Annotated in this window: 9 protein-coding genes; 5 read left to right on the forward strand and 4 right to left on the reverse strand. The window is 72.2% G+C overall.

Annotation, left to right across the window (positions count from 1 at the left end; all coding sequences use genetic code 11):
- The first annotated feature begins 228 nt into the window (after positions 1–228).
- From AB0E85_RS10495 to AB0E85_RS10510, 4 genes are all read left to right on the forward strand, one after another.
- A complete protein-coding gene (locus tag AB0E85_RS10495; RefSeq protein WP_361924661.1) occupies positions 229–1,704 on the forward strand; it encodes a cytochrome P450 in 1,476 nt (491 codons plus the stop codon).
- Complete coding sequence (locus AB0E85_RS10500) at positions 1,688–2,692, forward strand: (-)-alpha-amorphene synthase (RefSeq protein WP_361924663.1); 1,005 nt, start codon at positions 1,688–1,690, stop codon at positions 2,690–2,692. The genes AB0E85_RS10495 and AB0E85_RS10500 overlap by 17 nt, the downstream gene beginning before the upstream one ends.
- Before the next feature lie 193 nt (positions 2,693–2,885).
- Positions 2,886–5,795: an AAA family ATPase gene (locus tag AB0E85_RS10505; RefSeq protein WP_361924665.1), complete on the forward strand. Its 2,910-nt coding sequence runs from the start codon at positions 2,886–2,888 to the stop codon at positions 5,793–5,795.
- Between the two features lie 155 nt (positions 5,796–5,950).
- Positions 5,951–7,939 (forward strand): GDSL-type esterase/lipase family protein, encoded by a 1,989-nt coding sequence (locus AB0E85_RS10510; RefSeq protein WP_361924667.1) that lies wholly within the window; start codon positions 5,951–5,953, stop codon positions 7,937–7,939.
- A gap of 18 nt (positions 7,940–7,957) precedes the next feature.
- Here AB0E85_RS10510 and AB0E85_RS10515 read toward each other — a convergent pair whose 3' ends face one another.
- Positions 7,958–9,439: an MFS transporter gene (locus tag AB0E85_RS10515; protein WP_361924726.1), complete on the reverse strand. Its 1,482-nt coding sequence runs from the start codon at positions 9,437–9,439 to the stop codon at positions 7,958–7,960.
- A 219-nt stretch (positions 9,440–9,658) separates the two neighbouring features.
- Between AB0E85_RS10515 and AB0E85_RS10520 the strand changes: the two genes are divergently transcribed.
- A complete protein-coding gene (locus tag AB0E85_RS10520; RefSeq protein WP_361924669.1) occupies positions 9,659–10,264 on the forward strand; it encodes a response regulator transcription factor in 606 nt (201 codons plus the stop codon).
- Positions 10,265–10,523: 259 nt separating this feature from the next.
- Here the strand turns inward: AB0E85_RS10520 and AB0E85_RS10525 are convergent, their stop codons facing one another.
- The 3 genes from AB0E85_RS10525 to AB0E85_RS10535 form a co-directional block, all read right to left on the reverse strand.
- On the reverse strand, positions 10,524–11,927 hold the full coding sequence (locus AB0E85_RS10525) for a cytochrome P450 (protein ID WP_361924672.1): 1,404 nt from the start codon (positions 11,925–11,927) through the stop codon (positions 10,524–10,526).
- Between the two features lie 132 nt (positions 11,928–12,059).
- Positions 12,060–13,166 (reverse strand): FAD-dependent oxidoreductase, encoded by a 1,107-nt coding sequence (locus AB0E85_RS10530; protein ID WP_361924674.1) that lies wholly within the window; start codon positions 13,164–13,166, stop codon positions 12,060–12,062.
- Between the two features lie 166 nt (positions 13,167–13,332).
- Positions 13,333–14,496 carry a substrate-binding domain-containing protein gene (locus AB0E85_RS10535; protein ID WP_361924676.1) on the reverse strand — a complete coding sequence of 388 codons (1,164 nt, stop codon included), beginning with the start codon at positions 14,494–14,496 and terminating at the stop codon, positions 13,333–13,335.
- Positions 14,497–14,504 lie beyond the last annotated feature (8 nt).

A 14,504-nucleotide genomic window follows, 5' to 3' on the forward strand; every position in this document is an offset into this window, starting at 1 on the left:
AAAGACGTCGGGACACGCTGGGTCGGTCGAGTGGCGGAAGCAGAACACCAGTTGCGGGACGTGCATCGGAAGTGATTCCCCCAGCGCCTTCCCCGTGCACCTGTGCGCCCCCCTGGAGAAAGGGTTCGCCTAGTCGGCGGCAGGCTTGGACTGGGCAGGACATGGGGCAAGCGCCACGTCGGTGAAACGTCACCGTTTTTCCAGGTCGACTGAAGCAGGTGGTATTCCATGAACGGCTGCGTTCCTGAATCGGAACAGGCATGGACGGTTGGTACTGCTCCAGGCATATTCCCATCCATCGGCCACGGTATCGCCTTGTTCCGTCGGCCGCTGGAGTTTCTGAATTCTCTTCCCGCGCGGGGCGATCTCGTCGAGATACGCCTGGGACCCCAGCGGGCGTGGATGGTGTGTCACCCGGACCTGGTGCACCGGATGCTCCGGGACACCCGCACGTTCGACAAGGGCGGGCCGCAGTACGAGAGGCTGCGGGCGCTGATGGGTGACGGTGTCGTGACCTGCCCCCATGCGCAGCACCGGCGCCAGCGCCGACTGCTGCAACCCACCTTCCGTCCCGCCCGGGTCGCCGCGCAGACGGATGTGATGGCCGAGGAGGCGGAGTCGCTGTGCCGGGACTGGCGCACCGGGCAACGGGTCGATGTCAGTGCGGCCACGCTGGGTCTGACGACCCGGCTGATCAGCCGTCTCCTGTTGTCCGACTCGCTCTCCCCCGCCGCGGCCGACGAGGTGCGGCACTGCCTCGCCGCCATCGTCCGCGGCCTGTTCGTCCGCACGGTCGTTCCGGTCGACGCCCTGTTCCGTCTCCCCACGCCCGCGAACCGCCGCTACCGGCGTGCGGTGGAACGGGTGCGCGAACTCATCGACGCAGCCGTCGCCGAGCGCCGCCGGGGCGCCCCCCGCGACGATCTGCTGGGGCTCCTGCTGGCCGCCGCCGAGGCCGAGGACGGCGGGGTCCCGGTCGGCGACCGTGAGGTGCACGACCAGTTGGTGTCCCTCCTGCTCACCGGTTCCGAGAGCCCCTCGATGTGTCTGGCCTCCGCCTTCAGCCTGCTGGCCCGGCACCCGGACGCGGAGCGGCGGCTGCACGCCGAGGTCGACACCGTTCTCGACGGCCGGTTACCCGACGCCGACGACCTGCCGCGCCTGGTCTACACCCGGTCCGTCCTCACCGAGACGCTGCGCCACTCCCCGCCCGGCTGGCTCTTCACGCGGGTCACGACCCGGCAGACGGAGCTGGCCGGACGGCTGCTGCCGCGGGGGACCACGGTCCTTTACAGTCCTTATCTCCTGCACCACGATCCCGCGTCGTTCCCCGAGCCCGACCGGTTCCTGCCCGAGCGCTGGCTGGAGGGTGAGGCCGCCGCCGGTCCGCACGGGGCTCTGATCCCGTTCGCCGTCGGCAGCCGCAAGTGCATCGGCGACCTGTTCTCCATGGCCGAGATGACGGTGGCCCTCGCGACCGTCGCAGGCCGCTGGCGGCTACGGCATCCGGCCGGGCGCGTCGCACCTACGCGCCCCGGGGCGACGCTGGGGCCTAGGTCGCTGACGATGATCTGCACCGCACGCGCGGACGCACCGGGCGGCACCGCGCCGCACGCCGCGGCGCTCGCGCCCGGCTCCCCGACGGCGGAGTCCGGGCCGGAGAAGACCCGGAGGGACGGTGACAACGGTGTCCACCACACATGAGGAAAGGGCGGCGGTCGCACAGGCGGTGATGCCCGCCACCACCCTGGGGGAGCTGATCGACGCTCACCTCTACATGCCGTTCCCGTTCCGGCGCAGTCCTCACGAAGCGGCCGCCGCGGCAGGGGTCGACCCATGGCTGCACGCGACCGGGCTGAGCGAGGAGCCGGGAGTCCCGGCCATGATCTCCCACACCCGCCCGGCGGAGCTCGCGTCCTACATCAGCCCTGACGCGGATCCCGGCGTCCTCCAGCTCGTCGCCCTCCAGATCGCCTACCAGTTCGTCTTCGACGACCGGGCCGAGGAGGTCGGCCGGCACCGGCCCGGCCAGTTGCTGCCCATGCTGTGCGAGAGCATCGCGATCCTGCGGGACGGCGCACCGCCGGGCACTGCGCTCGGAGCGGCCCTGTCCGACCTCTACCGGCGGGTCCGTGAGCGGTGCACACCGGCCCAGGCCGCGCGCTGGGCCTGGAAGAGCCGTGAGTACGTGCACGGACTGCTGTACGAGGCGGTGGCCCAGACCCACCCCTCCCCCCTGCGGTCCGGGCTGTGCACCTCGATACGGTCCCTCACCGCCGGCGTCGAGCCCTTCCACCCGCTGTGCGAGGCCGCCCAGCCGTGCGAGCTGACCCCCGGGGAACTCCATCACCCGCTCATGCGACACCTGAGCCGGCTGTCGGCCGACGCCGCGGTGTGGATCCCCGACCTCTTCTCCGCGGTCAAGGAGCAGCGGTCCGGCGGCATGATCAACCTTGCCCTCGCCTACCAGCGGGCCCACCAGTGCCCCCTGCCGGTGGCCGTCACCCTGGCCATCCAGCAGATCAACCGCACGATCCGCGAGTTCGAGAGGGTCTACGCCGAGATCGAACCGGAGTTGAGCCCTTCGGGCGTCGGCTACGTGGAAGGCATGGCCGGCTGGATCCGCGGCTGCTACTACTGGTCCCGCACCGTGCCTCGTTACGCGGACCCCGCGGCCCCGGCCCTGGGGTGAGGGGGCGCTTCGCCGGGCGGCGGGGCGGGTGCCCATTCGAGCCACGGTACCCGCGGAATCCGCACTTCACGCGGCTTCGGCAGGTCATTCACCCTTCTTCGTCGTGCTCGTTCCAGAATCCGGAACGGTGGTCACCGGGAGGCGTACGCTCGCGCTGCCTCCCGATGGCCGACGACAGGAAGCGGTACGGCACATGGCGAATGAGCTGCGGCAGCCCATGCCCGAGACCCGGCCGTTGCTCGAGCGCCGCAAGGAGCTCCGGGCGCTCGACTCGGCGCTGAACGCCCTGCGGGACACCGTCGACGGCGTGCCCCAGGCGCCGCGCGGGGGGCTCCTCGCCTTCACCGGGCCCGGCGGGATGGGCAAGACGGCCCTGCTGACCGAGGCCCGGGCCCGCGCCCGGGCGCAGGGGTTCACCGTGCTGTCGGGCAGGGGCGGTGAGAAGGAGCAGGAGCTGGCCTTCCACGTGGTGCGCCAGGTGGTCCAGCCCGCCCTGGCGTCGATGGACGGGCAGGAGCTCCGTGCGTTCCTGGGCGGCTGGTACGACATCGTCTCCGCCGCGCTCGGCCTGGTCGCCACGCCGAGCGGCCATGTGCCGGACCCGACCGGGGTGCGTGACGGTCTGGACTGGGTGATGACGCGCCTCGCGGTGATGAAGACGCCCGTGGTCCTGCTGCTGGACGATCTGCACTGGGCCGATGTCGAGTCACTGACCTGGCTGGCCTCGTTCGCGCCCCGGGCCGTGGACCTGTCGCTGCTGATCGTCGTCGCCTTCCGGCCCGAACTGCCCCTTGAGGCAGCGGCGTTGAGCGCCCCGTCCGCCGACCTGGGGAACCGTCCCTTCACACTGGCGCCGCTCAGTGCGACGGCCGTGGCGCGGATCGTCCGGGACGAGGTGGGACAGGAGGCCGAGGACGCGTTCTGCGAGGAGTGCTGGGAGGCCACCGGCGGGAGCCCTTTCGAGGCGGTGGAACTCTCCATCCGGCTCGGCGAGCGCAATCTGAGGGGCACCAGCGAGGACCTGCCGGCGATGCGCGATCTGGCCGCCGCCGTGAAGGGGCCCGGGCTGATCGAGCGGCTGCACGGGCTCGGCACCACGACCGTCCGCTTCGCCTACGCGGCGGCCGTTCTCGGGCAGGCCTTCTCGCCGGAACTGGCCGCCCGGATCGCGGCGATCGGCGGCACGGCGGCGGCCGAGGCCACGGAGAAGCTGCGCACCGCCCGCTTCCTGGCCGACGGCGAGGGGCCCGGCGAGAGTCTGGAGTTCCTCCACCCGCTGATCGCCACCACGATCTACCGGTCCATCAGGCCGAGCCTGCGGGAGGGGATGCACAACTCCGCCGCCGAGGCCGTGCGGGCGGCGGGGTTCGGGCAGGCCGCCGCGGCCCGGCACCTGCTGGAGGTGCCCTGCGAGGGCAGCAGCGAGGCCGTCGCCTGTCTGCGGCAGGCCGCCCGTGAAGCCCTGCACTCCGGTGCCCCGGAAGCGGCCCGGCGGCTGCTCGGCCGGGCCCTGCTGGAGCCGCCGCTGCCGGAGGAGCGCGCCGCACTGCTGCACGAACTCGCCTGCGCGACCTTCCTCATCAAGCCCACCGCCACCGTGGCGCATCTGCGGGAGGCGCTGGCGGATCCGGGCATCGACCCCGAGCTGCGCGCCTCGATGGTGTACCGGCTGACCCAGGCGCTGGCCCACACCGACCGGATGGCGGAGGCCGCGACGGTGGCCGCCGACGAGGCCCGGCGGGCCGACGCCCACCCCCGGATCCGGCTGCGGATGCAGGCCGACCACTTCGTGTGGAGTGCGTTCCGCACCGACGAGGCGGATTCGTCCGGCCGTTCGCGGGCGCTGGCCCGGCTCGCCGACCGGCTGCCCGGCCGCGGTCTGGAGGAGCGCTACATCCTCGGGCTGCGCGCGTGGGACGCCATGATGTGCGGCGAGCCCCGGCAAAAGGCCCTCATGTACGCCGGCGAGGCCCTGCGCGGCGGGCTGAGCTGGACCCATGAGAACCGGGGCTTCGAGGTGCCCGTCTCGGTCGCGCTGGTGTTCATGTACTGCGACCAGCCGCGGCGGGCCGAGGAACTGTTCGCCAAGGGCATGGCCGAGTGCGAGTCGAAGGGCTGGCGCGGCTCCCATCTGGCCCTCGGCCAGACCCTCTCCGGGTACATCCGGTACCGCCGCGGCTGCCTGGCCGAGGCCGAGAACCTGGTGCGGGAGGGCCTGGGCATCGCCGACCGGGTGGAGGGTGCGGTGCCCGCCCAGTGGTTCGCCATCGGCATCCTGATCCAGACCCTGCTGGCCCGCGGCCGCGTGGTGGCGGCACGCCGGCTCGCCGACAAGTACCGCTACGGTGACGTCATCCCGAACGCCGTCATCTACCCCGACCCGCGCACCGTCTACGCCGAGCTGCTCCTGGCGGAGGGCCGGCCCGAGGACGCCGCTCCCCTGCTGTCCGGCGTCGGCGAGTGGCTGGAGAGCCGGGACTGGCGCAACCCCGCGTGGTGCCCCTGGCAGCTGGGACTGGCCTCGGCCCTGTCCCGCAGTGCTCCCGACCGGGCGGTGCGCCACGCGCGGGACGCCGTGAAGCGGGCCCGCGACTTCGGCGCGGCATCCGCGATCGGCCAGGCGCTGCACACCGAGGCTGAGGTGACGGGCGGTGAGGCGGGCCTCGACCTGCACGCGCAGGCCGTCGACCATCTACAGCGGTCGCCCGCCGCGTACGAACTGGCCCGTGCCCTGGTCGGTCACGGCGCCGCGCTGGCCCGGGCCGGCCGCCTGCACGACGCCGCCGACCGGCTCTACCAGGGTCTGGAAGGCGCGGTGCACTGCGGCGCCGAGGGCCTCGCCGCCCGGGCCAGGCGGGAGTTGTCCGCGGCGGGACTGCGCCCGTTGCCCCTGCGGTACGCGCAGACGGACACGCTCACCGGGCAGGAGCGCAAGGCCGCCGAGATGACGGCGGCATGCCACACCCCGGCCGTCGTCGCCAAGGAACTGCACCTCACGGAGCAGGGCGTGCGGCAACTGCTCTCGTCCGTGTACCGCAAGATCGGCACGGACGCGGCGGGTCTGGCCGAGGCCCTGGAGACGTTCCCCCGGCCCCGGCCGTGACAGGTGCCGGCGACGGGACGGCCACCCCGGTGGGCACCGGTCGTCGGCGCCTCAACTTCCTTTCGTGTCCTATCACTTGACGTTGAACCGTTTCACTGCTTCTCTCGGAAGACTGCCTTGGGAGCGCTCCCCCCCCCCCACGTGAAGGGAACCCCGTGCAGACATCCCCCCGCACCTCCCCGAGACGCGCCCTGCCCGCCCTGCTCGCGGCCGCGCTCATGGCATGCCTGCTGTCCTGGGCCGGCGCCTCCCCCGCGCAGGCCGCGCCGGGCGACGGCTCGGTGTCCGATCCCAACATCGCCTACGTCGGGCGCTGGGACACCTCCACGGACTCCGCCGCGGTGCCCAACTGGACCGGCGCCTATGTGGAGACCGGCTTCACCGGCACCACCGTCAAGGTCAGGGCCAGGAACGCGGTCAACTTCTACGCGAGCATCGACGGCGGCCCCGACGTGTTCCACGCGGGCGTGCGCGGCACGGTGAACCTCACTCCCCGGCCGCTGTCCTCCGGCCGGCACACTCTGCGCCTGACCTACCGTTCCGGCGACACCGTCTTCCAGGGCCTGGTCCTGGACCCGGGGGCCCGGACCGTCGCCGCCGCTGCCCCGGCCGGGCTGGTGGAGTTCGTCGGCGACTCCATCACGGCCGGGGCCCTCACCGACCGGCTGGCGCTGGACTCGTACGCCTGGAAGACCGGCGAGCGGCTGGGCATGCGGCACACGCAGATCGCCCGGTCCGGGTACTGCCTCGTCGCGCAGTCGGGGTGCACCGGCCTGAGCGGGCAGTTCTTCAGGACCGCGAGCACGGGCGGCACGAACTGGGACTTCTCCCGGTACCGCGCCGACGCCGTCGTCATCAACCTCGGCACCAACGACATCGGGCACGGCGTGTCCGGCGCCGCCTTCCAGTCGGCGTACACCACGTTCCTGCGCGACGTGCGCGCCAAGTACCCCGCGGCGCATCTCTTCGCGGTGCAGACGCTCAAGAAGCGCTACGCCGGCGAGACCAGGGCAGCCGTCGCTGCCCGCAACAGCGCCGGTGACGCGCGGGTGCACTTCGTCGACACCACGGGCTGGCTCACGGACGGCGCCGATTACGAGGACGGCAACGGGCATCCGAACGAAGCGGGTCACACCAGGTTCGCCGAGCGCCTGGCCCCGGTCGTGCGCGCCCGGCTCGGCTCCGGCGCCACGGTGAAGGCGGCGGCCCCCGGGCAGCCCGGCGACCCGAACATCAGGTTCGTCGGCCGCTGGGACACCACCAGCTCCAGCACGGCCTACACCCCGTACTGGGCCGGCGCGTACTACCGGGCCGGCTTCACCGGCCGGACGGTCAAGCTGAAGCAGCGCGGCACGATCGACCTGTGGGCGCGGATCGACAACGGTCCCGTGAAGTTCTACGACGACGTCAAGGGGACGGTGAACCTGACCCCGACGGCCCTCTCCCCCGGCAACCACACCCTCCAGGTCAACTACCAGGTGGTGGCCGGGTCGTACAAGGGCGACGCGGTCTTCCAGGGGCTGGTCCTGGACAGCGGCGCGACGACGTTCGCACCGCCGGCCCCGGCCAGGACCGTCGAGTTCGTCGGCGACTCGATCACCGTGGGCACGACGAGCTCGCAGAACGCCCGTACCGCGTACGGCTGGCTGATCGGGGAGCGGCTGGGCGTCGAGCACACGCAGATCGCGCAGGGCGGGGCGTGCCTGGTGGCCGCGGCGGACGGATGCGTGGGGCTGGAGCGGCAGTTCACCAGACTCAACCCGAACGCGGCGACGCCCGACTGGGACTTCTCCCGCTACCGGGCCGACGCGGTCGTCATCAACCTCGGCACCAACGACGTCGGGCACGGGGTGAGTACGGCGCAGTTCCAGTCGGCGTACAGCAGCCTGCTGCGCAAGGTGCGGGCCGCGTATCCGCAGGCGTGGATCTTCGCACTGGAGACGTTCCGCGGGCGGTTCGTCCCGCAGACCGAGGCCGCGGTGAAGGCCGCCGTCGCCGGGGGTGACGCGCGGGTGTCCTTCGTCGACACCACCGGCTGGCTGGGGTCGGGTGATCTGTCGGACTCGGTGCATCCCAACGACCGGGGGCACCGGGTCATAGCCGACCGGCTGGCGCCGGTGATCGCGGCGAGGATCGGGGCGTAGCGGCTCCGGGGGCGGGCCTCACATCGGGCCGGGGCCCGCTCCGCCCTTGAGACGTTCGAGGTCCGAGGGCCGGACCTGGATGACGAGCAGGGCGATCAGCGCGGCGACGGCGGTGAAGATCGCCGCCATGATGAAGGCGGCCGAGACACCGGCGGTGAGGATCTCGTCGGACCAGGGTTTGGGCAGTTGCCCGGTGCGTTCGAACCGGATGCGCTCGGCCGGGGTCGCCTGCTGGAGGAAGTCCGGGATCTGCCGGTCGGCCTCGTTGGCGCTGGCCGTGCCGTACATCGTGACCAGGATGGACAGTCCGAGGGAGCCGCCGACCTGCTGGGTGGCGTTGAGGAGTCCGGAGGCCGCGCCGGTCTCCGGTGTGGGCACGTTGGACAGCGCCATGAGGGTCAGGGACACGAACTCCATGCCCATGCCCAGACTGAAGACGAGCATCGGTCCGAGGACGCTGCCCGCGTAGGTGGAGTGGACGTCGGTGAGGGTCAGCCAGGCCAAGCCCGCCGCCGCCAGGATCGCGCCCACCACCATGAACGGCTTGGGCCCGTAGACGGGCAGGAACCGTGAGGCCAGACCGGCGCCGACGGCGATGACCGCGCTGACCGGCAGGAAGGCCAGTCCGGCCGCGAGCGGGCTGAACCCGAGCACGTTCTGCACGAAGAGCGTGAGGAAGAAGAACATGCCGAAGATGGCGGCTGCCAGGCACAGCATGATGCCGTAGGTGCCCGCGCGGTTGCGGTCGGCGAACATGTGCAGCGGCGTGATGGGCTGTTTCGAACGTCGCTCGATCAGGATGAAGGCCGCCAGGACGATGACCGCTCCGGCGAACGAGGCGAGGGTGAGCGGGTCCCGCCAGCCGTCCTGAGCGGCTCGGATGAAGCCGTAGACGAGCAGCACCATGCCCGCGGTGGAGGTGAGCGCGCCGGTGATGTCGAAGCGCCCGGGGTGGCGTTCGGACTCCCTGATGTAGCGCGGTGTGGCGAGCACGATGAGCAGGCCGATGGGCACGTTGACGAACAGCACCCACCGCCAGTTGAGCCACTCCACCAGCATGCCGCCGGCGAGCAGGCCGATCGCGCCGCCGCCGGCCGAGACCGCGGCGAAGACGCCGAAGGCGCGGTTGCGTTCCGGTCCCTCGCGGAAGGTGGTGCTGATCAGGGCGAGGGAGGTCGGGGAGGCGATGGCGCCGCCGACCCCCTGGAGAGCGCGTGCGCCGAGGAGTTGGCCGGCGTTCTGGGCGAATCCGCCGAGCAGGGAGGCGAGCACGAAGAGCAGCACGCCGAAGATGAAGACGCGCCGCCGGCCCAGGATGTCACCGGCGCGGCCGCCGAGCAGCAGCAGGCCGCCGAAGGTGAGGGTGTAGGCGTTCACCACCCAGGACAGGCTCGTGGTGGAGAACTCCAGTGAGCTCTGGATGTGCGGCAGCGCGATGTTCACGATGGTGATGTCGAGGACCACCATCAACTGGCACGAGGCGATGACCAGCAGCGCCATCGCGTTGCCGCCACCACCGGATTCCCTGGTGGTGGTCGCCTGTGGTGAAGCCGGCTGCGGGCTGCTGCCTGCGGTGTCCACCGTTCGACGGTACGCCCGGCTCCGGGGCCTCACCACTCGATCAGTCGTACCGCGGCCCGACCTGAAAATCCCGCGGTGTGCGGCGATAATCCGTTCAAGGTGGCCCTGCGGGCCACGTACGGCGGAGAGGGAGCGACCGTGATCCGCGTTCTTCTCGTCGAGCACACCCGTCTCGTGCGGGGAGCGTTCGCCGCTCTGCTGTCGCGGGAGGACGACATCGAGGTCGTCGCCCAGGCCGACGGCGACGGCGACGTGCTCACGCGCGCCGTGGCGTGCCGGCCGGACGTGGCGGTGATCGGCGTGGACTCCAGGGAGGGCGAGGAGATCGCCGTCCGCGGTGAGCTGCAAGCGCGGCTCCCGGAGTGCCGGATGCTGCTGATGATGGCCTCGACGACACCCGAGCGGCTGCGGCGCCTGCTCGACCTGCGCGCCGCCGGTGTCATCAGCACCAACGCCCCGCCGGACCGGCTGGTCCACGGTGTCCGCAAGCTGGTACGGGGGCAGCGGTTCGTCGACCCCGAGTTCGCGCTGGCCGCGCTGGACGCCGGAGCCAACCCGCTGACCCCGCGCGAGGTGGAGGTGCTGCGGCTGACGGCCGACGGTACGCCCACGCGGGAGATCGCCGAACGGCTGTGCCTGTCCGCCGCCACGGTCCGCAACCATCTGTCCGCGATCACCCGGAAGACGGGCGGCCGCAGCCGGATCGACGCGGTCCGGATCGCCACGGAGTCGGGCTGGGTCTGAGCCCCGCCCCCGGCAACGCACGCGCCCCGGTGCCGCCCCCCGTTCCGCCCCCTGACAGAAGAACGGCCGGGCAGGTCATCGAGGTGTACCTGCCCGGCCCCCGCGGGCCCTCGCGCCCTGTCCCGGGATCTGTCACGAGCATCGCAGAGCGGGGACCCTCCGGACCAGCACCTTTTGTCACGTCTGCGGCGTGAAAGCGTCATCCCGGGACCGTGACGAACGCCGGTGCGGGATGGGCGTTCGACTTGGTCCTGCCAGGTCAGCGGCCGCCGCGGATGAGGCCCGTCAGATAGCGCCACAGCGAGGAGCGCTGCCGCGCGGCCGGGTCCGGCAGGACCTCCTCGGCCACGCCCGGGGCGGGGGCGTCCGCCCACGGCCGCGGCGGCGGCACGGAACCGAGTTCGTACCGCACGGGCAGCGAACGCAGACCCCGCATGAACGGCGAGGAGCGCCAGGGCAGTTGGTCGGCGGGCAGGGCCAGATCGAGGTAGTCGAACCGCTCGAAGAGGCGCCCCACGCCGGCCGCCGCGACCGCCGAGGCGAGCTCCCGCGCCGGACACTGGCGCGGTCCGGCTCCCCAGGACAGGTGGGCCCGGGTGCTGATGGCGGTGCCCGAGGCGACGTGGTCGGCGAAGAGCGGGTCCGCGTGCGCGGCACCCGGGGAGACCCACACGGGGTCACCGGCCCGGATGGTGTAGTTGCCGAGCGGTGTGTCCCGTGCGGCGAAGCGCGGGACGAAGTTGACCAGGGGCGGCTTGCGCATGACCACTCGGTTCATGCTCTCCCGGACCATCCCGGCGGACAGGCTGGCGCGCACACTGCCCTCGCCCGAGATGACCTCCACGACGGTGTTGGAGATGAGGATGCCGACGTGGTCGGAGGTCATGCCCAGCAGCATGAACAGCTCGCGGGCGAGCTGGTCGAGCGACAGGTCCGGGTGGGCGGCCAGCAGGTACGAGGGGAAGTCGTCGCCCGGCTTCTCCAGCTTCAGCGCGGCCAGTTCGGCCAGTGTCGCCAGCAGGCGTTCCAGTGCGGCCTCGGCGTCCGGGCCGGCGTCGAGCACCCGCCACATGTCCATCAGAGCGTCGTCGCCCTGCGAGCCGGGGAAGCCCAGCAGATGGCTGGCCACCATCAGCGGCAGCGGCCGGGAGAACTGCGCTGACAGGTCCGCCACTCCGGTCGCGCCACCCTGCCCGACGAGGGTGATCAGTTCGTCGGCGTAGGCGGTTACGGCGGACTTCAGACGCTTGGCCTGCGGGTGGCGGGGGTCCTGGAACGGCTTGAGGGCGACGTCCCACGCGGTGCGCAGCGGCCGGTAGCCGGGGCCGCCCTGGATCAGGATGTGGTTGACCTCCAGGGAAGGCCCGAGCGGCCAGTCGGAGGGCACCCTGCCCTCGGTGCGGGCCCGCCAGTTCTCCAGACCCTTGGGCCATCCCTCGTCGTCCTGGAGCACCTGGAGCGACTCGCGGTAGCCGAGGACCAGCCAGGCCGGCACCCCCAGCAGATCGACCGGCGCGACCGGGCCGTGCCGCTCACGCAGCCGCTCGTACACGAGCGCGGGGCGCACCTCGTAGTCCCTGGTCAGCAGCGGTTCGGGAGCGAGTGTCTCCAGGCTCGCGCCGTCCAGGTCCACGGATCCGCCGTCACCCCGCTGGGATTCCATCGTCTTGCCACCCTCCGACACGCCCTGTACCGGCGCACCATCAGCCGGTAGCCGGAAACGGTGGGGACCCTACCCCAGGCTGAACTCGCGGGTAACGACGGGGTGGGGTGGCGGGAGGCCCGGCCCGGCGGGTCAGGCGGCCGTGTAACCGAGTTGGCGGCGCATGTACGGCGTCATGAGGCTCTTCGCCTTGGTCAGGGTGGTGGTGCGGCTGCCGAGGACGGCGGACTCTCCGCCCGGTACGGGCAGCACGGTCAGTCCGTCGGCGGGACCGAACGGCACGATGAGCGGGGTGCGACGGAGCGGGCGGTAGACGCGCGGTTGCTTGCGGTGCCTGCCGGAACTCTGAAGGTAGCCGCGGATGTTGTGGGCGGCGATGTCCGCCTGGGCCAGGGCGACGGGGGTGATCTTGAGTTCGCTGACGTCGTTCACGTCGCCGACGGCGAACACGTCCAGAATGCCCTCGACCCGGAGCGTCCGGTCGACTTTCACGTGCCCCGATCGGTTGAGCCAGTCGCCGTGTCCGGCCAGCCGCAGCCAGAGCGTGTTGGGAGTGGTGCCGGTCGCCCAGAAGGACAGGTCGGCCTCGACGACGGCGCCGCGGGCGTCGCGGTAGGTGCCGAAGTCGTTGCCGGGCGACATGAAGGAGTCGAGCCGCACCTCCACGTCGTGGGACTCCAGCCAGGCGAGGGCCTTGCGTCCCGGACGGGCACTGCCCGTCGAGTCCAGCAGGGCGGACCCGGAGTGGGCGAGGGTGACCCGGGCGTCCGGTCGGGCGAGGCGGATCTCGGCGCTCAGCTCGACGCCGCCGGGGCCGCCGCCGACGACCAGGACGTGTTCGGCGGTGGCGACGCTGCGCTGGTGCTCGGCGAAGGACTTGGCCGCTTCCTCGGTCGTGGTGCCGGTGAAGCGGGCCGGCTCGGGGTAGTCGGCGCCGGTGGCGATCACGACCACGTCGTACGGCAGCCGCTCGCCGGTGGCGAGGACGACCTGCCGCTCGGTGGTGTCGATGCGGACGGCCTTGCCGGTGGCCACCCGGCCGTGGCGCAGCAGCCGGTCGTAGGGGATGAAGGGCGTGTGCGTCCACTCGGGGCGTACGCCCGCGCGCAGGGAGGCGACGCGGTGGAAGAAGACCTCCTTGCGGTCGATCAGCGTGACCCGGGCCGTGTCGTCCAGCCGACTGGCCAGTCGGACACCGGCGTAGCCGCCGCCGATCACCACTACGTCGCCGTCGTACACAGCAGGGTCTCCTGTGCTGGTGGGGGGAGCGAGGGCCGCCGCGGACGGGCCCCGCTCGGATCGGCCCCCGGCGGCCACTCGACTGACGCGACAGTAGCCCTTGAAAGTTGAAGAGATCCCGAGGTTCCGTGCATGTTCCGTGAAGGGATCGGCACCTGACCGGCCGTCACCTCCCCCAGATCTTCCGGTAGGCCTCGCGGTAGCCCGACGGGTCCCAGCTGGTGGCGCCCACACTGTTGTCCGCGGTGGCGATGTGCACGGGGGCCACGTATCCGCTGTCGGGACGGCCGGCGAAGGCGCGGTTGAACTCGTCGACGATCTGCCAGCCCTGAAGGGACAGCGGCTCGGGCACGGTGGCCGCCTGGTACTGCCGGCTGCTGACGCGCTGGAAGGCGGACGGGTCGCCGTCGCCGGCCCCGATGTTGAACGGCGGCCCGGAGCCCTTCTCACCGGCGGCGCGGAAGGCGGGGGCGGCGTCGGCGAAGTACAGGTCGTTGATGGCCACGGAGTGCGTCCAGCGGTCCTGGAAGCGGGAGAGCAGGGAGGAGATCTCCCGGGGGGTGCGGGTGCTGGCGTCAGGGATCGGGATGTTCTCCACCGAGAGCAGCCGCACCCCCTGGCAGCTCGTCAGCTCCTTGCGGATCAGGTCGGACTTGTTGCGCGCGAAGGGGATCGACGCATCGGTGATGAGCACGACGCCGGCGCGGCCGTCGGAGTCGGAGATGATCCACTGTGCGCTGATGCGGGCCACGTCCTCGACGCGGGTGGTGACGTTGGTGAAGAGGTCGGGCTGCCGGCTGGGGCCGGGGTCGGGGACGGCGTGCCAGCCGATGAGCGGGATGCGCTGCGCGTTGGCCCGGGCTGCCTGCTGGGCCGTCGAGTCGGGGTCGAACCCGCCGATGACGATGCCCGAGGGCCGCAGGGCGACCGCTTCGCTCATGGCGGCCTGGATGCCGGCCGGGGTACCGCCGCCGTCGATCACCCGGACGTTCCAGCCGATGGCCCGCGCGGCCTCCCGCACGCCATTCGCGGCGCCCGCGACTCCGGGATTGGTCATGGTCTGGGCGACGTAGACGATGCTCTTGCCGGACACCGCCTCGGGGCCGCTGGTGGGTCCTCCCCAGGGGATGCCGGTCCGCTCGGCCCGGGTGACGGCTTCCCGGGCCCGGGCCTGGACGGTGGGGCAGCCGCTCGGCCCCGTCGCGGTCTCGTCCGCGCCGTCGGACGAACCGCGTTCGCAGCCGGTGAGGGCGGCGGCCGTGGCCAGCAGGGCACAGGAGGCGAGCCGCGCGGTGCGGACTGCGGGGGCGGCCTTGCGGGTGCGGTGCACGGGGACTC

It is taken from the genome of Streptomyces sp. NPDC029044, assembly GCF_040637495.1.
GTDB lineage: Bacteria > Actinomycetota > Actinomycetes > Streptomycetales > Streptomycetaceae > Streptomyces.

What these genes read in the sequence shown, in the direction of transcription:
- AB0E85_RS10515 (WP_361924726.1), bottom strand. Translation starts at nt 9,439, where the DNA reads ATGGCGCTGCTGGTCATCGCCTCGTGCCAGTTGATGGTGGTCCTCGAC.
- AB0E85_RS10505 (WP_361924665.1), top strand. Translation starts at nt 2,886, where the DNA reads ATGGCGAATGAGCTGCGGCAGCCCATGCCCGAGACCCGGCCGTTGCTC.
- AB0E85_RS10525 (WP_361924672.1), bottom strand. Translation starts at nt 11,927, where the DNA reads ATGGAATCCCAGCGGGGTGACGGCGGATCCGTGGACCTGGACGGCGCG.
- AB0E85_RS10495 (WP_361924661.1), top strand. Translation starts at nt 229, where the DNA reads ATGAACGGCTGCGTTCCTGAATCGGAACAGGCATGGACGGTTGGTACT.